Source organism: Pseudomonas violetae (assembly GCF_023072615.1).
Lineage (GTDB): Bacteria > Pseudomonadota > Gammaproteobacteria > Pseudomonadales > Pseudomonadaceae > Aquipseudomonas > Aquipseudomonas violetae.
Genome location: NZ_JAKNRW010000004.1, coordinates 404,132 through 424,121, shown reverse-complemented (window position 1 = coordinate 424,121; position 19,990 = coordinate 404,132). Strand labels below are relative to the sequence as shown.

The 19,990-nt window shown below is 60.0% G+C and carries 18 protein-coding genes; 5 read left to right on the top strand and 13 right to left on the bottom strand.

What is annotated here, in order from left to right; translation table 11 throughout:
- Nucleotides 1-102: 102 nt before the first annotated feature.
- Both L9059_RS08665 and L9059_RS08660 read right to left on the bottom strand, forming a co-directional pair.
- Nucleotides 103-966 carry a LysR family transcriptional regulator gene (locus L9059_RS08665; RefSeq protein WP_247290015.1) on the bottom strand — a complete coding sequence of 288 codons (864 nt, stop codon included), beginning with the start codon at nucleotides 964-966 and terminating at the stop codon, nucleotides 103-105.
- Between the two features lie 16 nt (nucleotides 967-982).
- Nucleotides 983-3,250: a heavy metal translocating P-type ATPase gene (locus tag L9059_RS08660; protein WP_247290014.1), complete on the bottom strand. Its 2,268-nt coding sequence runs from the start codon at nucleotides 3,248-3,250 to the stop codon at nucleotides 983-985.
- 84 nt (nucleotides 3,251-3,334) lie between these two features.
- Between L9059_RS08660 and cadR the strand changes: the two genes are divergently transcribed.
- Nucleotides 3,335-3,784: a Cd(II)/Pb(II)-responsive transcriptional regulator gene (gene cadR / locus L9059_RS08655; protein WP_247290013.1), complete on the top strand. Its 450-nt coding sequence runs from the start codon at nucleotides 3,335-3,337 to the stop codon at nucleotides 3,782-3,784.
- A 63-nt stretch (nucleotides 3,785-3,847) separates the two neighbouring features.
- Here cadR and L9059_RS08650 read toward each other — a convergent pair whose 3' ends face one another.
- The 3 genes from L9059_RS08650 to L9059_RS08640 form a co-directional block, all read right to left on the bottom strand.
- On the bottom strand, nucleotides 3,848-4,819 hold the full coding sequence (locus tag L9059_RS08650) for a thymidylate synthase (protein ID WP_247290012.1): 972 nt from the start codon (nucleotides 4,817-4,819) through the stop codon (nucleotides 3,848-3,850).
- Nucleotides 4,820-4,866: 47 nt separating this feature from the next.
- Nucleotides 4,867-5,673, bottom strand: coding sequence for a prolipoprotein diacylglyceryl transferase (gene lgt, locus L9059_RS08645; RefSeq protein WP_247290010.1), 807 nt, complete (start codon nucleotides 5,671-5,673; stop codon nucleotides 4,867-4,869).
- Nucleotides 5,674-5,757: 84 nt separating this feature from the next.
- Entirely contained in the window at nucleotides 5,758-6,540 is a 783-nt protein-coding gene (locus tag L9059_RS08640; protein WP_247290008.1) for a sulfite exporter TauE/SafE family protein, read from the bottom strand.
- Nucleotides 6,541-6,673: 133 nt separating this feature from the next.
- Between L9059_RS08640 and L9059_RS08635 the strand changes: the two genes are divergently transcribed.
- Nucleotides 6,674-7,420: an NRDE family protein gene (locus L9059_RS08635; RefSeq protein ID WP_247290007.1), complete on the top strand. Its 747-nt coding sequence runs from the start codon at nucleotides 6,674-6,676 to the stop codon at nucleotides 7,418-7,420.
- A gap of 59 nt (nucleotides 7,421-7,479) precedes the next feature.
- Here L9059_RS08635 and ptsP read toward each other — a convergent pair whose 3' ends face one another.
- Nucleotides 7,480-9,759: a phosphoenolpyruvate--protein phosphotransferase gene (gene ptsP, locus L9059_RS08630; protein WP_247290004.1), complete on the bottom strand. Its 2,280-nt coding sequence runs from the start codon at nucleotides 9,757-9,759 to the stop codon at nucleotides 7,480-7,482.
- Between the two features lie 22 nt (nucleotides 9,760-9,781).
- Nucleotides 9,782-10,261: an RNA pyrophosphohydrolase gene (locus L9059_RS08625; protein ID WP_007945562.1), complete on the bottom strand. Its 480-nt coding sequence runs from the start codon at nucleotides 10,259-10,261 to the stop codon at nucleotides 9,782-9,784.
- Between the two features lie 143 nt (nucleotides 10,262-10,404).
- Between L9059_RS08625 and L9059_RS08620 the strand changes: the two genes are divergently transcribed.
- Nucleotides 10,405-11,061 (top strand): histidinol-phosphatase, encoded by a 657-nt coding sequence (locus tag L9059_RS08620; protein WP_247290002.1) that lies wholly within the window; start codon nucleotides 10,405-10,407, stop codon nucleotides 11,059-11,061.
- Nucleotides 11,062-11,181: 120 nt separating this feature from the next.
- On the opposite strand, the gene L9059_RS08615 is transcribed toward L9059_RS08620, so the two are convergent.
- Both L9059_RS08615 and ilvA read right to left on the bottom strand, forming a co-directional pair.
- Complete coding sequence (locus tag L9059_RS08615) at nucleotides 11,182-11,607, bottom strand: DUF2269 domain-containing protein (protein WP_247290000.1); 426 nt, start codon at nucleotides 11,605-11,607, stop codon at nucleotides 11,182-11,184.
- Between the two features lie 39 nt (nucleotides 11,608-11,646).
- Entirely contained in the window at nucleotides 11,647-13,161 is a 1,515-nt protein-coding gene (gene ilvA / locus L9059_RS08610; RefSeq protein WP_247289998.1) for a threonine ammonia-lyase, biosynthetic, read from the bottom strand.
- 325 nt (nucleotides 13,162-13,486) lie between these two features.
- On the opposite strand from ilvA, the gene rpiA reads away from it, so the two are divergent.
- Nucleotides 13,487-14,161, top strand: coding sequence for a ribose-5-phosphate isomerase RpiA (rpiA, locus tag L9059_RS08605; protein WP_247289996.1), 675 nt, complete (start codon nucleotides 13,487-13,489; stop codon nucleotides 14,159-14,161).
- 128 nt (nucleotides 14,162-14,289) lie between these two features.
- Here rpiA and L9059_RS08600 read toward each other — a convergent pair whose 3' ends face one another.
- Both L9059_RS08600 and L9059_RS08595 read right to left on the bottom strand, forming a co-directional pair.
- Nucleotides 14,290-15,207 carry an SdiA-regulated domain-containing protein gene (locus L9059_RS08600; RefSeq protein ID WP_247289994.1) on the bottom strand — a complete coding sequence of 306 codons (918 nt, stop codon included), beginning with the start codon at nucleotides 15,205-15,207 and terminating at the stop codon, nucleotides 14,290-14,292.
- Nucleotides 15,208-15,325: 118 nt separating this feature from the next.
- Nucleotides 15,326-16,243 (bottom strand): SdiA-regulated domain-containing protein, encoded by a 918-nt coding sequence (locus L9059_RS08595; RefSeq protein WP_247289993.1) that lies wholly within the window; start codon nucleotides 16,241-16,243, stop codon nucleotides 15,326-15,328.
- A gap of 270 nt (nucleotides 16,244-16,513) precedes the next feature.
- On the opposite strand from L9059_RS08595, the gene L9059_RS08590 reads away from it, so the two are divergent.
- Nucleotides 16,514-17,719: an FAD-dependent oxidoreductase gene (locus tag L9059_RS08590; protein ID WP_247289992.1), complete on the top strand. Its 1,206-nt coding sequence runs from the start codon at nucleotides 16,514-16,516 to the stop codon at nucleotides 17,717-17,719.
- A gap of 60 nt (nucleotides 17,720-17,779) precedes the next feature.
- Here L9059_RS08590 and L9059_RS08585 read toward each other — a convergent pair whose 3' ends face one another.
- Nucleotides 17,780-18,445: a fumarylacetoacetate hydrolase family protein gene (locus L9059_RS08585; RefSeq protein ID WP_247289991.1), complete on the bottom strand. Its 666-nt coding sequence runs from the start codon at nucleotides 18,443-18,445 to the stop codon at nucleotides 17,780-17,782.
- Between the two features lie 36 nt (nucleotides 18,446-18,481).
- A complete protein-coding gene (locus L9059_RS08580; RefSeq protein WP_247289990.1) occupies nucleotides 18,482-19,876 on the bottom strand; it encodes an FAD-binding oxidoreductase in 1,395 nt (464 codons plus the stop codon).
- Nucleotides 19,877-19,990 lie beyond the last annotated feature (114 nt).

Sequence of the window (19,990 nt, the reverse complement as noted above, 5' to 3'; positions counted from 1 at the left end):
CCCGGCTGACGCCTTCGCGAGCAAGCCCGCTTGTGTCTAGATCTAGGGATATGCTTAGAGGTGAGAGGGCTCGCGAAGAGGCCGGCACAGGCAATGAAGATTTCAGACCGGAGCCATTTCCTGCGCCAACCCCAAAAACGCAGCCGGCAACCGCGCACCCTTGCGCTCCTTGAGGCAATACAAATACTCGGGGATCTGCGGTGCATTCTCGATGGTCAACACCCGCAGCTGTGGATCATGAGGCACTTCCTGGCGGGCAATGATGCTGATACCGATGTTGCGCAACACCGCCTCGCGGATCGATTCCCGACTGCCAATTTCCAGCAGCGGTCCGAAACCCACTCCGGCAGTGGCCAACAGCTCTTCAGTCAACCGCCGGGTGGTCGAGCCCGATTCGCGCATCAACAGGGTATGCCCGACCAAAGCGCTGAGCGGCACATGATCATGCACCGCCAGCGGGTGATTGCGATGCACCGCCAGCACCAGCGGATCGGTGCCCAGCACCCGACGGATCAATCGCGCATCATCCAGCAGTTGCGAAGAAGCAGCGACGTCGACGCGGTACTCCTCCAGCGCCTCCAGCACCTGCTGCGAGTTGCCGATTTCCACCGAAACTTCCACCTGGGGCAGGCGCTCGCGGAAGGTCTTAACCAGGTCGAGAATGTAATAAGGCGCTGTAGCCGCGATGCGCAACGTGCCTTGAACCTGGCCGCTGTTGCGCAGGAAGAACTCGATGTCCGCCTCCTGCTGCATCAACACCTTGACCATTGGCAGCAGCCGCGCACCTTCATCGCTGACAGTGAGGCGGCGGCCACCGCGATAGAACAGTTCAACCGAGTACTGGCTTTCCAGATTGCGAATCTGGGTGGTCACCGTAGGCTGGCTAAGGCCGAGCTTTTTCGCTGCCTGGGTGATGCTGCCCAGGCGGGCCACCATGTAAAAAGCCTTCAGCTCGGCACTCAGCACACCCGCTCCTCATCGCTTATTTGCGCAACAGGCGCAAACCATTGAACACCACCAACAGGCTGACGCCCATGTCGGCGAACACCGCCATCCACATGGTGGCCCCCCCGGCAAAGGTTACCGCAAGAAAGATCGCCTTGGTCACCAAAGCGAGTGTGATGTTCTGCTTGAGGATCATCGACGTCTGCCGCGACAAGCGGATGAACGCGGGAATTTTGCGAAGATCGTCGTCCATCAGCGCGACATCCGCAGTTTCGATGGCAGTATCGGTACCGGCCGCCGCCATTGCGAAACCGATTTCCGCCCGGGCCAGTGCCGGGGCATCGTTGATACCGTCGCCGACCATGCCGACACGATTACCCTGTGCATAAAGTGCCTCAATGGCCTGCAGCTTGTCGGTCGGCAACAGATCGCCACGGGCTTCGTCGATGCCGACTTGCGCGGCAATCGCCTGGGCGGTGTGCACGTTGTCGCCGGTGAGCATCAAGGTCTTGATGCCCAAGGCATGCAGTTGCTCGACCGCTTCGCGGCTGGACTCCTTCACCGTGTCGGCCACGGCGAACAGCGCCAGCGGGCCTGCCGCATTGAGCAACAGCACCACGGACTTGCCTTGTTTTTCCAGAGCGAACAGCTTTTCTTCCAGTTCGGGTGAACACAGATTCAGCTCTTCCACCAGGCGATGGTTACCCAAGTGGTAGGTCTGACCGTTGATGTCCCCGCGCACGCCCCGACCTGCCAGGGCTGCAAAGTTATCCACAACCAGTGGCGCCGCTTGGTTATCCACAGCCGCATTGGCAATAGCCAGCGAAACCGGATGGTCCGAGCGACCGGCCAGCGCCGCCGCAATGGCCGGGGCCGAGGCATCCGCTGTCGGGTCCAGTAACAGGTAGTCAGTCTGCACCGGCTTGCCGTGGGTGATCGTGCCGGTCTTGTCCAGAGCCAGGTAGTCGAGCTTGTAGCCACCCTCCAGATAAGTCCCGCCCTTGACCAGAATCCCTTTGCGCGCCGCCGCTGCGAGGCCGCTGACAATGGTTACCGGTGTGGAGATCACCAATGCGCAAGGGCAGGCGACCACCAGCAATACCAACGCGCGGTAGATCCAGTCGAACCAGACCGCACCCATGAACAGCGGTGGGATTATCGCGACAGCCAAGGCCAAGGCAAACACCGCCGGGGTGTATATCTTCGAAAACTGGTCTACAAAACGCTGAGTCGGCGCCCGGGCCCCCTGAGCCTGTTCGACGGCGTGGATGATCCGCGCCAGCGTCGAATTGTTGGCAGCGGCGGTCACAGAATACTCAAGCGAGCCGGCCTGATTGATGGTGCCGGCGAACACTTTGTCACCGATGCCTTTTTCCACAGGCAGGCTCTCGCCGGTGATCGGCGCCTGATCAATGGTCGAGCTGCCGGCCACGACCGAACCGTCCAGGCCAATCCGCTCGCCGGGACGGACCCGCACCCGTGCGCCCAACGCAATGGATTTAACATCCTGCACAACCCAGCTGCCGTCTGCCTGCTGCACGGTGGCCTCTTCAGGGGTCATCTGCATCAGTCCGCTGATGGCGTTGCGGGCCCGGTCGAGGGACTTGGCCTCGATCAACTCGGCCAGGGTGAACAGGAACATCACCATCGCCGCTTCCGGCCACTGGCCGATCAGGATCGCGCCGGTCACCGCGATACTCATCAGCGCGTTGATGTTCAGGTTGCGGTTTTTCAGCGCGATCCAGCCCTTTTTATAGGTGCCCAGGCCGCCGCTGAGAATCGAGACCAGTGCAACGACCGCCACCACCCAATCGGGCGCGGCGCTGGTGAAGTGGATAATTTCAGCAGCCAGCGCAGTCACGCCGGACAGCGCCAACGGCCACCAGTGCTTTTTCTGCGCTACCGGCGCCGGTGCGTCGACGCCCTGTTCCAGTGGCTCGGCGTGCATGCCGAGGGACTTGATCGCATCAATGATTGACGCAGTGTCTGGCAGGTCATGAGTCACGCCCAACACGCGGTTGATCAGATTGAATTCGAGTTGTTGCACGCCCGCCAATTTGCCAAGCTTATTCTGGATCAGCGTCTGCTCCGTCGGGCAGTCCATGGCGTCGATGCGGAAACTGCTCAGCCGCGCGCCGTCGGTCGGCGTTTCGCTCAACTTGATCAGGGACGGCGCAGCCGCTTTTGAAGAACAGCAAGAGTCGCCATGGCTGCCATGGTCATGCTTTTGCACAGGCTGCAGCGTGGGGCCGTGATCATGATCATGATCAGCGCCGGGTTTGTGGATATGTTGGGAATCGCTCATGGGTTGCGTCCTTGTAGGTGCCTGTTGCCAAGTAAAGACCCTGTAGCCACTATAGGGTCAAGCACCTATTTGGAGATTGCTGCCATGAAAATCGGAGAACTGGCCAAACTGACCGACTGCGCCGTGGAGACCATTCGTTATTACGAGCGTGAGAACCTGCTGCCAGAGCCGGCGCGCAGTGATGGCAACTACCGCGTGTACACCCAGGCCCATGCCGAACGCCTGACCTTTATCCGCAACTGCCGCACCCTCGACATGACCCTGGAGGAAATCCGCAGCCTGCTGGCATTGCGCGACAGCCCGCAGGATCAGTGTGAAAGCGTGAATGCGCTGGTGGATGAGCACATTCATCACGTCAAGGCCCGGATCGATGGGTTACTGGCATTGCAGGCACAGCTGCTCGACCTGCGCCAACGTTGTGGCGAGGGACCGGGTAGTGATCAGTGCGGAATTTTGCAGCGGCTGGAGGTGAGTGGCGGGGTAGTGGCGACGGAGGCGGAGCCTTCGCATGTGGGCCGTAGTCACGGCCACTGAAACCACCGCACAACCCCCTGTGGGAGCGGGCAAGCCCGCTCCCACAGATTCAGTGGTAAATCTTCAGACCGCCATCGGCGCGGTCATCGGCGCGTGGTGCTGATAGCCTTCCAGCGAGAAATCGCCGGGCTCGATCTTCTCCAGCCACTCCGGCTGATAAACACCGGTCTTGGCAAACGCCGGCACTCGGTCGCTGATCACAAGCTTCGGCATCGGGAACGGCTCGCGCTTGAGTTGTTCGTTCAGCATGTCCAAATGGTTTTCGTAAACGTGGGCATCACCGATGAAATAGGTGAACCAGCGCGGTGTGTAGCCGGTCAGTCGGCCGATCAGGCTCAGCAACGCGGCGCCTTCGGTGAGGTTGAACGGCGTGCCCAGGCCCAGGTCGTTGGAGCGGATGTAGAGCGTCAGGGAGATTTCCTTGGTCTCGACATTCGGGTGGAACTGGTACAGCAGATGGCACGGCGGCAAGGCCATTTCGTCGAGCTGCGCCACGTTCCAGCCGTGGAACAGGATACGGCGGCTGCCCGGGTCCTTGATGATGGTGTCAACGCACTGGCGGATCTGGTCAATCGCCTTGTACAGCACCACATAAGCCTGGCCGTCTTCTTCACCTTCGGCGATCTGGCGGTAGCCTTGGCTCAGGGTCTGTTCGATGGCGGCTTGGTTGCTGACCGGGATCTGCTTGTACGCCGGCCATTTGCGCCATTGCACGCCGTAGATTTCGCCAAGGTCGTCTTCACCCTGACGGAACGGATTGGCCAGCCATTGCGCGTTTTCGTTGGCGTTCTGATCCCAGACCTTGCAGCCCAGTTCGCGGAATTCGGCGGCGTTGTTCACGCCCCGCAGGAAACCACACATCTCGCCGATGGCTGATTTGAAGGCCATCTTGCGCGTGGTGATCGCCGGGAAACCTTCTTTCAGGTCATAACGCAGCATGGCGCCCGGAAAGCTGATGGTGTTCACGCCGGTGCGGTTGGCTTGTTTGGTGCCGTTCTTGATGACGTGGGCGACCAGTTCGAGATATTGCTTCATGAGTTACCTGTGTCCTTGAACCCGGGACCTAAGTCCCGAATTCGAATTTATACTGCCGCTGCCGGAGTGGCCGGGGCGCGGTGATACGCCAGCCAGATCAGGAACAACCCGCCGACGATCATCGGTACGCACAGCAACTGGCCCATTGTCAGCCAGTTCCAGGCCAGATAGCCCAGTTGCGCGTCCGGTACGCGGACGAATTCGACGATGAAGCGGAAGATGCCGTAGAACAGTGCAAACATCCCGGACACCGCCATGGTCGGCCGCGGCTTGCGGGAAAAAAGCCAAAGGATCGCAAACAGTGCCACGCCTTCCAGTGCGAACTGGTAAAGCTGCGACGGATGACGCGCCAACTGTGCCGGATCGGTCGGGAACACCATCGCCCATGGCACGTCAGTGGCCTTGCCCCACAACTCGGCGTTGATGAAGTTGCCGATACGTCCGGCACCCAGGCCGATAGGCACCATCGGTGCAACGAAGTCCATCAACTGGAAGAACGACTTGTTGTTCTTCTTACCAAACCACAACGCCGCCAGCATCACGCCGATAAACCCGCCGTGGAACGACATGCCGCCCTTCCACACTTCAAAAATCAGCGTCGGGTTGGCCAGATAAGCATTCAGATCGTAGAACAGCACATAGCCCAGGCGGCCGCCGACGATCACGCCCATCGACATCCAGAACACCATGTCGGAGAGCTTCTCCTTGGTCCAGGTCGGGTCGAAACGGTTCAGCCGGCGGGACGCCAGCCACCATGCGCCGCCGATGCCGATCAGGTACATCAGGCCGTACCAGTGGATTTTCAGCGGACCGATGGCCAGGGCCACCGGGTCGATCTGCGGGTAAGGCAGCATTGCGACTCCTCGTTAGAGTTGAAACTTTGAAAAATGCCCGGGCGACGCTGTCACGCCAGGATTAAGCCAGCATTGCGAAACCCGTCAAAGCAGAAAGCTCAGCCCAACGCAGAACAGCAAAGCGGCAAACAGTCTTTTCAGCAACTTCGGCGACAGCCGGTGGGCCAGTCGCGCGCCCACCCGGGCGAAGAACATGCTGGTCAGGGCAATGCCCAGAAGCGCCGGCAAATAAATGAAACCGAGACTATGGGCCGGCAACAACGGATCGTGCCAGCCCAGAATCATGAAACTTAATGCACTGGCCAGCGCAATCGGCAGGCCGCACGCCGACGAAGTAGCCACCGCCTGCTGCATTGGCACGCTGCGCCAGGTCAGGAACGGCACGGTCAGCGAACCACCGCCAATCCCGAAAATCGCCGAGGCCCAGCCAATCACACTGCCGGCCAGGGTCAGGCCGACTTTGCCGGGCACCGTTCGGCTTGCCTTGGGCTTGAAGTCCAGGGCCAGTTGCACAGCGATGACCAGAGCAAATACGCCGATTATCTTCTGCAGGTTCGGCCCGGAGATCGCTTCGGCCGTCAGCGCACCGAAACCTGCGCCCATCAGGATGCCCACAGTCATCCACGCGAAGATCGGCCAACGCACGGCACCGCGGCGGTGATGCTCGCGAACCGCATTGACCGAGGTGAAGATGATCGTCGCCAGGGAAGTGCCAACCGCCAGGTGCGTCAGGATCGACGCGTCGAAACCCTGCAAGGTGAAACTGAACACCAGTACCGGGACAATGATAATGCCTCCGCCCACCCCGAATAGCCCGGCCAGCACGCCCGCACAGGCACCCAGCGCCAGATAGATCAGAATTTCCATAGCCATATCCCTAGCATCGTGAAATCAGGAGCGGCATGGTAACGGATGCGGGGGCAATGGCTCCACTGTGCAAGGCGATGGATCGACGGACGATGACTGCGTAGAGTGGGGAAAAAACGCACAGGATCACCTTATGTGCCTCATTGTCTTTGCCTGGCGGCCGGGTCACGCCCAGCCGCTGATCGTGGCGGCCAACCGCGACGAGTTCTACGCACGTCCCAGCCAGCCCCTTGCGCAGTGGTCGCATGCGCCACAGGTGTACGCCGGCCGCGACCTGGAAGCGGGCGGCACCTGGCTTGGTATCGGCGCCAATGGCCGCTTCGCCGCACTGACCAATATTCGCGACCCGCATCAGCCGCCAGCGCGTAAATCCCGTGGCGAACTGGTCGCGCGATTCCTCGGTGGCGACATGCCAATTGATGATTATTTGGCCGACGTTGTCGGACGTTCGGTTGAATATGCCGGCTTTAACCTGTTGCTGGGCAACAGTCATGAGCTGTGGCACTTCAATGCCGGGGAGTCCGAGGCGGTGATGCTGCAGCCGGGCGTCTATGGGCTATCCAACGCCGGACTCGACACGCCCTGGCCCAAGCTGCTCAAGGCCCGGTCAGCGCTGGAGAAAGCGCTGGAGGATCCGCAGCCTGAGGCACTGCTCGCGCTGCTGAACGACCCGCAGACAGCGGACTTCGCCGAGCTGCCAGATACCGGAGTAGGGTTGGCGACCGAGACGTTGCTGTCGAGTGTGTTCATCGCCAGCCCGACTTACGGGACGCGGGCGAGTACGGCGCTGATCGTACAAGCGGACGGCACGCGGCACATGGTCGAACGGAGCTTTGGGCCGTATGGCGGGCATTTGGGGGAAGTTGAGATCAGGGTTTAGCTGTTTGTTGTCAGGACGGGCCCTATCGCGAGCAGGCTCGCGATAGGGCCATCAGCCGTTTAGAGAACCTTGGCAGTCGCCGGATTGTTGATCCGCGCCAACCCAAGGTTCTTCAGCGCCAACTGCAGCGAACTGTGGATAACTTGCGGGTTGTCGATCGTCATCAGCTCCGCCAGCAACTCCTTGGCCTTGCTTAGATTGATCTGGCGCAGCATCCATTTCACCTTCGGCAGGTTGGTGGCGTTCATCGACAGGCTGTCGAAACCCATCGCCATCAACAGCACCGCCGCTGCCGGATCACCGGCCATCTCGCCGCAGATACTCACCGGTTTTCCTTCGGCATGGGCATCACGCACTACGTTCTGCAGCGCCTGAAGCACTGCCGGGTGCAGGTAATCGTAGAGGTCGGCGACCCGTGGATTGTTGCGATCCACCGCCAGCAGGTATTGGGTCAGGTCGTTTGATCCGACCGAAAGGAAATCGACTTGCCGTGCCAGTTCCCGGGTCTGGTACACCGCGGCCGGAATCTCGATCATCACGCCAATCGGCGGCATCGGCACGTCGGTGCCTTCGTCGCGCACTTCGCCCCAGGCGCGGTGGATCAGGTGCAGGGCTTCTTCGAGCTCGTGAGTGCCGGAGATCATCGGCAACAAGATGCGCAGGTTGTTCAGGCCTTCGCTGGCTTTGAGCATCGCGCGGGTCTGCACCAGAAATATTTCCGGGTGGTCGAGGGTAACGCGAATGCCACGCCAGCCGAGGAACGGGTTGTCTTCCTTGATCGGGAAGTACGACAGCGACTTGTCACCGCCGATATCCAGGCTACGCATGGTGACCGGTTGCGGATGGAAGGCGGCGAGCTGCTCGCGGTAGATCGCCAGTTGTTCCTTCTCGCTCGGGAAGCGCTGGTTAATCATGAACGGCACTTCAGTGCGGTACAGACCAACGCCTTCGGCACCGCGCTTCTGCGCGCGCGCCACGTCCGCCAGCAGGCCGGTGTTGACCCACAGCGGCATGCGGTGGCCATCGAGTGTTACGCAGGGCAGGTCGCGCAGGGTGTCGAGGCCCAAGGCCAGTTGTTTCTCTTCTTCCACCACCTCGGCGAATTGCTTGCGCAGCACGTCGCCGGGGTTGGTGTAGACCTCGCCGCGGGTGCCGTCGACGATCAGGTCGATGCCATCGACCTTGGCGTAAGGCAGGTCGACCAGGCCCATCACCGTCGGAATGCCCATGGCCCGGGCCAGGATCGCGACGTGGGAGTTACCCGAACCGAGTACAGAGACCAGACCGACCAGCGTGCCTTCCGGCACCTCGCCGAGCATCGCCGGCGTCAGTTCTTCGCTGACCAGGATGGTTTTTTCCGGGTAGACCAGGTTTTGCTGGCGCTCCTCCTGCAAGTAGGCGAGCAGGCGTCGACCGAGGTCCTTGACGTCCGACGCGCGCTCACGCAGATAGGCGTCGTCCATCAGTTCGAAACGATTGACGTGATCGGTCACTACCTGACGCAACGCGCCCTGGGCCCACTGCCCGGTCTTTATCACGGTGGTGACTTCGCTGCCTAGCGCAGCATCGTCGAGCATCATCAGATACACGTCGAACAAAGCGCGCTCTTCCGGGCGCAGCTGGGTCGCGAGCTTGGCCGAGAGGGCACGCATGTCGGCACGCACGCCTTCGATGGCGGTCTTGAATAGACCGAGTTCGGCATTGATGTCGGTGATGGTCTTGTCCGGCACCACATCGAGATCCGCCGGCGGAAGCATGACCACCGCCGTACCGACCGCAGCACCCGGCGAACCAGGTACACCGACGAACTTTGCCTCCTGAATCCCCTTGCCCTGACGCCCCAGACCGCGGATCGAGCCGGTGGCCTCGGCGTGGGCGATCACCCCGGCGAGCTGCGCGCTCATGGTCACGAGGAAGGCTTCTTCACCTTCATCGAACTGGCGGCGTTCTTTCTGTTGAATCACCAGCACGCCGACGACTCGGCGGTGGTGAATGATCGGCGCACCGAGGAAGGAGGCGTAGCGTTCTTCCCCGGTCTCGGCGAAGTAACGGTAGCGCGGGTGATCTGCCGCGTTTTCGAGGTTCAGGGGTTCTTCACGCGTACCGACCAGGCCCACCAGACCTTCGTTCGGCGCCATGCTGACCTTGCCGATCGAGCGCTTGTTGAGGCCCTCGGTGGCCATCAGGACGAAGCGATTGGTCTCGGGGTCCAGCAAGTAGACCGAGCAGACCTGGCTGCCCATGGCCTCTTTGACGCGCAACACAATAATCCCCAACGCCGCCTTGAGATCCTTGGCGGAGTTAACTTCCTGGACGATCTTGCGCAGCGTATTGAGCATGGCTCGGGGTCGAACTCCGTCGTCAGTCGCGCGTTAAAAGGCGCGGGGCAAGCTCTTTGAGAGCGCGTCGATACACCTCGCGCTTGAATGTCACCACCTGGCCCAACGGATACCAATAACTGACCCAGCGCCAGCCATCGAACTCCGGTTTACCGGTTAAATCCATCCGCACCCGCTGCTCGTTGGAGATCAGGCGCAGGAGAAACCATTTCTGCTTCTGGCCGATACACAGCGGTTGGCTGTGGGTTCTGACCAGACGTTGCGGCAAACGATAGCGCAACCAGCCCCGGGTACAGGCGAGAATTTCAACATCTTCGCGTTCCAGGCCCACTTCCTCGTTCAACTCGCGGTACAAGGCGTCTTCGGGCGTCTCCTGCGGATTGATTCCACCCTGGGGAAACTGCCAGGCATCTTGATTGATACGGCGAGCCCATAGCACCTGTCCGGCATCATTCGTGAGAATAATCCCGACATTGGGGCGGAAACCATCGGGGTCGATCACGGCAACAACCTCGCAAACGCATGTCGTCGCATTGTTCCACAAAGGTTGTGAAGGCAGCAACGAGCCGGCCTACCTTATGTGCACTCTTGTGAAAAGTCCGTATTCTGGACGCCTTTCTACAGACTTTTCAGCGAGTAACTGCAATGCGGCTGGCTTTATTCGACTTGGACAACACGCTTCTGGGCGGCGACAGCGACCATGCCTGGGGCGATTACCTATGTGAGCGCGGCTTCCTCGACCCCGTCGCCTACAAGACACGCAACGACGAGTTCTATCAGGATTACCTGATCGGCAAGCTGGATAACGCCGCTTACCTGAACTTTTGCCTGGAAGTCCTGGGCCGCACCGAAATGACCACGCTGGCGCAATGGCACCTGGACTACATGCGCGACTGCATCGAGCCGATCGTGCTGCCCAAGGCTATTGAACTGCTGGCCAACCACCGTGAAGCGGGTGACAAGCTGGTGATCATCACCGCGACCAACCGCTTCGTGACAGGACCGATCGCCGAGCGCCTGGGGGTTGAGACCCTGATTGCTACCGAGTGCGAAATGGTCGACGGCCGTTACACCGGGCGTAGCACCGACGTGCCGTGCTTCCGTGAAGGCAAGGTCACACGCTTGAATCGCTGGCTGGAAGAGACTGGGCACTCGTTGGAGGACAGCTATTTCTATAGCGACTCGATGAATGATTTGCCGCTTCTGGAGCAGGTGGCAAATCCGGTGGCGGTTGATCCGGACCCGAATTTGCGGGCTGAAGCCGAGAGGCGCGGCTGGCCGGTGATCACTTTGCGCGACTGATGACGCCATCGCTGGCAAGCCGGCTCCCACGGGGATGTTCAGTGAACACAGATTATGTGAACGCCCGAAAAACCTGTGGGAGCTGGCTTGCCGGCGATTGGAGCAACGCGGTTTCAAGCGTTAAACAGGTTTGGCACCCATCAACCCGGCAATCGCCACAAAACAGACAAAGCTGAACAACGCCAGGGCAAAGGTGAACCTGCCCACTCCACCCGGCGCCTTGCGCAATTTGTTCAGCCGCACCAGAAGCCAGAACCACCCCAACGCCGCCAAGGCATAAAGCACACTGGAGGCCAGCAGCCAGGTCTGCCCCAACGGCCAGCCCACCAGGTGCACCATCCACCAGCCGGTGAACGGCATGCTCAGCAGGGCCAGGCCCATCAGCAGCCAGACAAACACCCGTGGCCCCTGCAAGGTGCGGCTGCCCGCGGCGGCGTCGCCCCCGCGCCGCGCTTGCCACACCCAGATTCCCAGGCCCAGCGCACAACCCAGCAATATCGCGGTCGCCGCGGTGTGCGCCATTTTCAGGGCGGTTAACGTTTCCATTGTTCAATTTCCTTATGAATTGCCCATCAGCGTAGTCGCTCAGCCCAGAAACAGCTGGTAGGCCGGGTTGTCGCTTTCGTCCCAGTACGGGTAGCCGATTTCTTCGAGCGCCGCCGGCACCAGGTGGCGTTCGTCATGCGGTACCTGCAGCCCCGCGACGACACGGCCATCCGCAGCGCCGTGGTTGCGATAGTGGAACATCGAAATGTTCCAGCGCCCGCCCAGCTTGTTGAGGAAATTGAACAGCGCGCCGGGGCGTTCCGGAAATTCAAACCGTAGAATCACTTCATCCACCACATGCGCCGCACGACCGCCGACCATGTGACGGATGTGCAACTTGGCCAGCTCGTTGTCGGTCAGGTCGAGGACTGGAAAGCCCTGCTCGCCGAGACTGGCGATCAACGCGCTCCGCGGATCGGTGTCCGGATGCGTTTGTACCCCGACAAAGATGTGCGCTTCGCTGCCAGTGTTGTAGCGGTAGTTGAATTCAGTGATCTGGCGCTTGCCGATGGCCTCGCAGAACGCCTTGAAACTGCCAGGCTTTTCGGGAATGGTCACGGCAATGATGGCCTCGCGACCCTCGCCTAGCTCGGCTCGCTCTGCAACGTGGCGCAGACGGTCGAAGTTGACGTTTGCGCCGGAGTCGATGGCCACGAAGGTATGGCCAGTGACGCCGCGGGATTCGACGTACTTCTTGATCCCGGCCACGCCCAGAGCGCCGGCAGGTTCGGTGATCGAACGGGTATCGTCGTAGATGTCCTTGATCGCTGCACAGATTTCGTCGGTACTGACAGTGATGACTTCGTCGACGTAGTCTTTGCATATCTCAAAGGTGTATTGGCCGATCTGCGCCACCGCGACGCCATCGGCGAAGATGCCCACGGTCGGCAAAACCACGCGCTCACCGGCGGCCATGGCCGCTTGCAGGCAGTTGGAGTCGTCCGGCTCGACGCCGATGATCCTGATTTCAGGCCGCAGGTATTTAACGTATGCCGCAATACCGGCGATCAGGCCGCCGCCGCCGACCGGAACGAAAATCGCATCCAGGCGTCCTGGGTGCTGGCGCAGAATCTCCATGGCCACCGTGCCCTGCCCGGCAATGGTGTGAGGATCGTCATAGGGGTGAATGTAGACGTAGCCTTTTTCGTCGACCAGTTTCAGCGAGTAGGCCAGGGCTTCCGGGAACGAATCCCCGTGCAACACGACTTTGCCGCCGCGCGAGCGCACGCCTTCGACCTTGATCTCGGGCGTGGTCTTGGGCATGACGATGGTGGCTTTCACGCCCAGGACCTTGGCGGCCAGGGCCAAGCCTTGGGCATGGTTGCCCGCGGAAGCGGTGACCACGCCGCGGGCGCGTTCTTCGTCGCCCAGTTGAGTCAGCTTGTTGTAGGCGCCGCGAATCTTGAACGAGAACACCGGCTGCAAGTCTTCACGCTTGAGTAAAATCTCGTTGCCCAGCCGCTCGGAGAGCTGACGGGCAGTCTGCAATGGGGTTTCTACGGCAACGTCATAAACGCGCGAGGTGAGGATCTTTTTGACGTACTGTTCAAGCATCGGAAAGCATCACTGGGCGGGTTGGGCAGGACTAAGGAGTCTAACCCGGCTTCGCGCCAGACGACCACACTAAACCCGGGGTTTTAAGGCCATGTACAAACACTGTGGCGAGGGCGCTTGCTCCCGCTGGAACGCGAAGCGGCCCCCTGCGTTATTCCAGACATACAGTGCAAACAGGTTTTACGACTGCTGCGCAGCCGAGCGGGAGCGAGCTCCCTCGCCACAAAAGCAATTCTGCGCCGCTCGCCAATTGGGCAATGACCTACCCCATCACGGGGCCTATAATACCGGCCTTTAGTCCCCTCTTCGGCACTTCGGAGCCCGCATGAACCAGGATCAACTCAAACAGGCAGTGGCCCAAGCCGCCGTCGACTTCATCCTCCCGAAACTCGACGACAAGAGCATCGTCGGGGTCGGCACCGGCTCCACCGCCAATTGCTTCATCGACGCCCTGGCGCAACACAAAGGCGCATTCGATGGCGCCGTAGCCAGCTCCGAAGCCACTGCCGCGCGCCTAAAGGGCCACGGGATCCCGGTGTACGAACTGAATACGGTCAGCGACCTGGAGTTCTACGTCGACGGTGCCGATGAAAGCGACGAGCACCTGAACCTGATCAAGGGCGGTGGCGCGGCCCTGACTCGCGAGAAGATCGTGGCGGCCGTGGCCAGGACGTTCATCTGCATTGCCGACGCCAGCAAACTGGTGCCGGTCCTGGGCGAATTCCCGCTGCCAGTGGAAGTGATCCCGATGGCCCGCAGCCACGTGGCCCGCGAACTGGTCAAGCTGGGCGGCGACCCGGTCTACCGCGAAGGCGTGCTGACCGACAATGGCAACATCATCCTCGATGTGTTCAACATGCAGATCACCAACCCGGCGGAGCTGGAAAGCCAGATCAACGCGATTGTTGGCGTGGTCACTAACGGTTTGTTCGCGGCACGTCCGGCGGATCTACTGTTGCTGGGCACCAGCGAAGGCGTGAAAACCCTGCGCGCTGAATAATTCCGCCACACCGCGAAACCTGTGGGAGTGAGCCTGCTCGCGATGGCGGACTGTCAGTTGATATCAATATCGACTGATACACCGCAATCGCGAGCAGGCTCGCTCCCACAGTTGTTCTGGGGTGCTGGTCAGGGTTGTGGTGGTTTTTTGAAGACGTAGAACAGGTTCGGCTCACTGACCAGGTACATCGTACCTTCGTCATCCATGGCGATCCCTTCCGCCTGCGGCACGGTCCTTTGCAGGCCCTGGCGCCCCTTGCTCAACGACATGGTACTGAGCGGGCGCCCGTCCACGTCCAACTCCAGAATCAGCCGCGACTCGTCGGACAGCGCCAGCAGATGGCCGCTGCGTTCGTCGTATTGCAGGCTGGACAGGTCTCGCACGAACATCCCGGCATCGCGCTTGGGGTTGTTGACCACATGTACCGCGTAGGATTTATCCGGATTGTAGTGAGGAAAACCCTGCACTTCGTAGATCAGCATCGGGTCGCGTTCCTTGGCAACGAACAGGCGCTTGCCCACCGAGTCGTAGGCCAGGCCTTCAAAGCCCTTGTTACTGGCCATGTGCACGCCAAGGGTCATCTGCTCAGCATCCGCCGCATCGAGGAAGGTGGTGTCCTTCTCCAGATGAATCTTGATCAACCGCTGCTCGCGCTCGTCAGTGATCACGTAAGTGTCGGCGCTGATGTACTCCACCGCTTCGGGATCGCCAAACCCCACCAGGGAAATACGACGGATAATCTGGCCGCCCATCGACAGCTCGATCAGTTCAGCATTCTTGTTGGTGACGGTGAACAGGCTTTTGCGCACCGGATCGAACGTCAGGGCGGACACATCGTCATCAAGCCCCTCGATCACCCGCGCCTCGACCGTGACCTGATAACGGTCCAGGCCAATTGAGTGCGCACTCTCGGACTGCCACAGCGCATGCAGGTTGAACCAGCCTCGCTCGAACAGGCGCAGGTATTGGCCCATGGCGGCCAACGACAGCAGCACGATAAGCGCGAAGATCAGGATCAGGGGCTTGGGACGGGCAAATCGACGCATTCTGGCGGGCTCGGATTCAAGACAGGCGGATGAAATACCACGCCCGTCTGAATTGAAGCTTAATGGCCACTTGCCCTGTGCGACAACTGCACAAATGGAATCACGTGCAGCACACCGATCAGTTTTGTTTTTCGAAGCGATAAAACAGGTTCGGCTCGCTCACCATGTACAGGTTGCCAGCCTCATCCATGGTCACGCCTTCGGCCCGGGGGATGGTCTTCTTCAACCCGTTGAAGCCGCCCAGCAAGGTCATGAAGCTGACTTGCTCGCCCTTCTCGTCCAGCTCCAGCAGCAGGTGGGAATCGGCCGACAGCACCAGCGTATGCCCCGTGCGGGGGTCGATGGCCAGCGCAGACAGGTTACGCAGGTCCAGCTCGTCGCTGTCGAGCTTCTGTTTGTCGCCCGTCAGCGAAACGCGGTCGCTGCTTTTCCAGGTGAACAGCGCCGGGGGACGTTCTTCACCCAGCAGCATCTGTTGGTTGCGCGAGTCCCAGACGATGGCTTCGAACGCCTTGTTCTGATCTTTCGAAGGGCCAAGATCGTACTTCGGGAAATCGGCGATGTTCAGCTCGCGGGTATCGCCATCGACCTTGACGATGGACAGCAGGTGCTCGCGCTCGTCGACGATGGCCATCAGGCCATTGCCCATGACCGTCAGGGCTTCCGGATTGCTCCAGCCGACCAGGGGCATTTTGCGCAGCACGTCGCCCTGCAAGGACAGTTCAACGAGAAACGGGTTCTTGCCCATGACCGAGAACAGGGTTTTGGTTTGCGGGTTGTAGGCCAGGTCGGACGCTTCGTCCTTCTCCATGCCTGGCAGCAATTTGCCATCGATGACTGCCTGGTAATTCGGCAGCCAGACACTCTCCTGACGCTCGGCGGCAGTTTCGAAACGCTCTTTCACCCAGAGCACGCCACGATCATCCCAATGCATGGCAAACGCGACGCCGTAGGCGACGGCGATGACCAGCAAAAGCCAGAGATACCAGCGCGAGCGACGGGCAGATTTAAGCGACGAGTGCGGTTGAGTGGCCATCAGGGAATGCCTTCCAGTAATTCAGGCTGAGGGTAATAGCACAATTGCGACCGGCCCGGCTGCCGGCAGCCCGGGAATTATCCAGAGAAAATGTGAAAAAAGTGGCAAATGGCCGGATAGCCCTGTGCCGGGCCAGCACGGATTGAGCATCACCCAGGCCCAAAACCTCCACACATCATGCAATTCAAAAACCATTGAGCGACATCCGTCGCCCCCCCTAACCTTCCCATTCCGACGCCCGACATCCATTATAAAAAAGCAGGAATACGTGTGAACCGACGCCAATTCTTTCTGGGCAGCACTTTAGCGCTAGCTTCTACTTCAATGCCGTTGAGCCTGAGGCAACTGGCGGTTGCCTCTCCCATCCAGAAGCCCGGCCCCGCCACGCCCCCTATCGATTGCTCAGCGCTCAAACCGATCAATGCACACGGCAGTCGAGTCACCGGGGTCTACGCCTGCTCACGTCCGTTCCGCCACGCCGGGCCGCGTATCGAAACGGAGTTGTTGGGACACAAAGTCATCGTCCACAACTATGGCCATGGCGGTGCCGGATGGTCGCTTAGTTGGGGATCGAGCATGCAGGCGGTACGCCTGGCCCTGGCCGCGTCTGCTGGCAGAAACACCCTTGGGGTTATCGGCTGCGGCCCACTCGGCCTTACCTCTGCGTTACTGGCACAGCAAGCCGGCCTGTCTGTATGCATCTACGCGAAGGAGCTACCACCCGACGTGCCTTCAATGGGTGCAACGGGATTATGGTCACCCACCTCGCGATTCTGCGCTGCGCAATACGGGCCTGCGTGGACTACTCGCTGGGAGGAAATGGCAAACTTTTCATTCAGCCACTATCAAAAAACGCTGGGATTGCCGGGCAGGCCGGTCGAATGGATCAACGGCTACAAACTGTCCGACACACCCTTCTCGAGCGAAGTGAAGCCCACTCCAATAAAAGACCCGGGGGAGCCCGAGTACGCGGAATTCACTAACGCTTTTCTCCCCTCTCAAGTGGACATGCCCCCTGGAAGTCACCCGTTTCCAGCACCCTATGCGCGCGGGTGGACGAGCCTGATGTTCAACATAGCACCTTACGCAAACCTGTTGATGACCGATTTTCTGGCGGCCGGAGGCCAGATAAAAATCCAGGAATTCACTGATTCAAACGAACTGCTAACGCTGCCTGAAGAGACTTTGATCAACGCAACAGGGTATGGCGCGAAGGTGCTGTTCAATGACCACTCGATCATTCCTGTGCGCGGACAAACAATACATTTGATGCCGCAGCCAGACGTTGATTATGGCCTCAGAGCAAAAGACTTCTTCATCATGCCGCGTCGTGATGGCCTGCTCATGCAGAACATGGACGAAAGAGGAAGCTTCAACAATAGCAACGACCGGCCAGACCACATGGACGCGCAAGCCACGGTTGCGCAAGTCGCAGCGTTTGTCGCGGGGATGCAATGCCAGCCCCTGCAGGTGTAATCAAAGACGTCAAACGCAGCAGGAAACGGCCAGCCGGTTCCTGCTCGATCAGCCGCTGAATCAGCAAACGCTACTGTTGAAGCGGCTCACACCAGGCAATTCCAGGACCAGTTCATCACCGACATTCAGCGGGCCAACGCCCACCGGCGTGCCGGTCAGGATCACATCACCGGCCTGCAGAGAGAAGCAGCCCGCCATGTGCTGGATCATCGGCACGATCGGGTTGAGCATGGCGCTGCTGTTACCCTCCTGGCGGACTTCACCGTTGATGGTCAGGCGAATACCGATGTCGGTCAGGTCGGCGAAGGTACTGCCGGAGACGAACGGTGCAATCACTGCCGCGCCGTCGAACGACTTGGCGATTTCCCAGGGCAGGCCCTTGGATTTCAGCTCGGCCTGCTTGTCGCGCAGCGTCAGGTCCAGGGCCGGTGCAAAACCGGAGATCGCATCCAGCACTTCTTCCCGGCTTGGCTTGGTCGATAGCGGCTTTCCGATCAACACGGCGATTTCCGCTTCGTAATGCACCGAACCGCGTTCGGTCGGAATACTGAAGCCACCTTCGAGCGGCACCACGCAGCTGCCCGGCTTGATGAACAGCAGCGGTTCAGTAGGCACCGGATTGTCCAGTTCCTTGGCGTGTTCGGCGTAGTTACGGCCGATGCATACCACTTTCCCCAGTGGAAAGTGGATACGCGTACCGTCGACATACTGGTGCTGATAGCTCATTACCGACTCCTGCTTTTCTGCACTTAGTTTAGAAAATCAAACAGCGAAAATCTTGCCGGGGTTCATGATCCCGTTCGGGTCGAACACCGCCTTGACGGCTTTCATGTACTCGATCTCAACCGGCGAACGGCTATAGGTCAAGTAATCCCGCTTGGTCATGCCCACGCCGTGTTCGGCGGAAATCGAACCGTTGTACTTCTCCACGGTTTCGAACACCCACTTGTTGACGGTGGCGCACTTGGCGAAGAACTCGTCCTTGCTCAGGCTATCCGGCTTGAGGATGTTCAAGTGCAGGTTGCCGTCGCCGATGTGGCCGAACCAGACGATTTCGAAGTCCGGGTAGTGTTGGCCGACGATCGCGTCGATTTCCTTGAGGAACGCCGGCACTTTCGACACGGTGACCGAAATGTCGTTCTTGTAGGGAGTCCAGTGGGAGATAGTCTCGGAGATGAATTCGCGCAGTTTCCACAGGTTCTGCAGCTGGGTTTCGCTCTGGCTCATCACGCCGTCCAGCACCCAGCCCTGCTCGACGCAGTGCTCGAAGGTTTCCAGGGCGTGGTTGGCCACTTCTTCGGTGGTCGCTTCGAATTCCAGCAGCGCGTAGAACGGGCAATCGGTTTCGAACGGCGCCGGTACATCACCGCGCGCCATGACTTTGGCCAAGGCCTTGTCTGAGAAGAATTCGAAGGCCGTCAAGTCGAGCTTGCTCTGGAAGGCGTGCAGCACTGGCATGATCGAGTCGAAATCGGCAGTACCCAGGACCATCGCCGTCAGGTTTTTCGGCGCGCGATCCAGGCGCATGGTCGCTTCGACCACAAAACCCAGGGTACCTTCGGCACCTATGAACAACTGGCGCATGTCGTAGCCGGTGGCGTTCTTGATCAGGTCGCGGTTCAGTTCCAGCACGTCGCCCTTGCCGGTCACGACCTTCATGCCGGCCACCCAGTTGCGGGTCATTCCATAGCGAATCACCTTGATTCCGCCGGCATTGGTGCCGATATTGCCGCCAATCTGGCTCGAACCGGCCGAAGCGAAGTCCACCGGATAGTACAAGCCCTTTTCTTCGGCGACGTTCTGCAGGTGCTCGGTGACCACGCCTGGCTGGCACACGGCGGTGCGATCGGTGAGGTTCACATCGAGAATCTGATTCATATAATCGAACGACACGACCACTTCGCCATTGGCTGCCACAGCGGCGGCGGAAAGCCCAGTACGACCGCCAGACGGCACCAGTGCCACCTTGTGTGCATTGGCCCAGCGGACAATGGCCTGGACCTGCTCGGTGGTCTTGGGGAACACGATGGCGGTAGGCGCCGGGGCGAAATGCTTGGTCCAATCCTTGCCATAAGCATTCAGGGAGTCGGCATCGGTCAGCACCTTGCCAGGCTCAACCAGGGTCTTCAGCTCATCAATCAGGGCAGGATTGGTCATCGACAGAACTCTCGAACAATTCATGGTCATCCTGAGAACGCTTCACGTCGCAGGAATGAGTGTTTAGCGGGGCGCCTATGCTAGCATACCGACCCCGCAGGATAGTGCCCAAAG

What these genes read in the sequence shown, in the direction of transcription:
- L9059_RS08650 (WP_247290012.1), bottom strand. Translation starts at nt 4,819, where the DNA reads ATGAAGCAATATCTCGAACTGGTCGCCCACGTCATCAAGAACGGCACC.
- L9059_RS08615 (WP_247290000.1), bottom strand. Translation starts at nt 11,607, where the DNA reads ATGGAAACGTTAACCGCCCTGAAAATGGCGCACACCGCGGCGACCGCG.
- L9059_RS08660 (WP_247290014.1), bottom strand. Translation starts at nt 3,250, where the DNA reads ATGAGCGATTCCCAACATATCCACAAACCCGGCGCTGATCATGATCAT.
- cadR (WP_247290013.1), top strand. Translation starts at nt 3,335, where the DNA reads ATGAAAATCGGAGAACTGGCCAAACTGACCGACTGCGCCGTGGAGACC.
- L9059_RS08595 (WP_247289993.1), bottom strand. Translation starts at nt 16,243, where the DNA reads ATGGCCACTCAACCGCACTCGTCGCTTAAATCTGCCCGTCGCTCGCGC.
- L9059_RS08580 (WP_247289990.1), bottom strand. Translation starts at nt 19,876, where the DNA reads ATGACCAATCCTGCCCTGATTGATGAGCTGAAGACCCTGGTTGAGCCT.
- L9059_RS08600 (WP_247289994.1), bottom strand. Translation starts at nt 15,207, where the DNA reads ATGCGTCGATTTGCCCGTCCCAAGCCCCTGATCCTGATCTTCGCGCTT.
- rpiA (WP_247289996.1), top strand. Translation starts at nt 13,487, where the DNA reads ATGAACCAGGATCAACTCAAACAGGCAGTGGCCCAAGCCGCCGTCGAC.
- ilvA (WP_247289998.1), bottom strand. Translation starts at nt 13,161, where the DNA reads ATGCTTGAACAGTACGTCAAAAAGATCCTCACCTCGCGCGTTTATGAC.
- L9059_RS08640 (WP_247290008.1), bottom strand. Translation starts at nt 6,540, where the DNA reads ATGGAAATTCTGATCTATCTGGCGCTGGGTGCCTGTGCGGGCGTGCTG.
- ptsP (WP_247290004.1), bottom strand. Translation starts at nt 9,759, where the DNA reads ATGCTCAATACGCTGCGCAAGATCGTCCAGGAAGTTAACTCCGCCAAG.
- L9059_RS08620 (WP_247290002.1), top strand. Translation starts at nt 10,405, where the DNA reads ATGCGGCTGGCTTTATTCGACTTGGACAACACGCTTCTGGGCGGCGAC.
- L9059_RS08585 (WP_247289991.1), bottom strand. Translation starts at nt 18,445, where the DNA reads ATGAGCTATCAGCACCAGTATGTCGACGGTACGCGTATCCACTTTCCA.
- lgt (WP_247290010.1), bottom strand. Translation starts at nt 5,673, where the DNA reads ATGCTGCCTTACCCGCAGATCGACCCGGTGGCCCTGGCCATCGGTCCG.
- L9059_RS08635 (WP_247290007.1), top strand. Translation starts at nt 6,674, where the DNA reads ATGTGCCTCATTGTCTTTGCCTGGCGGCCGGGTCACGCCCAGCCGCTG.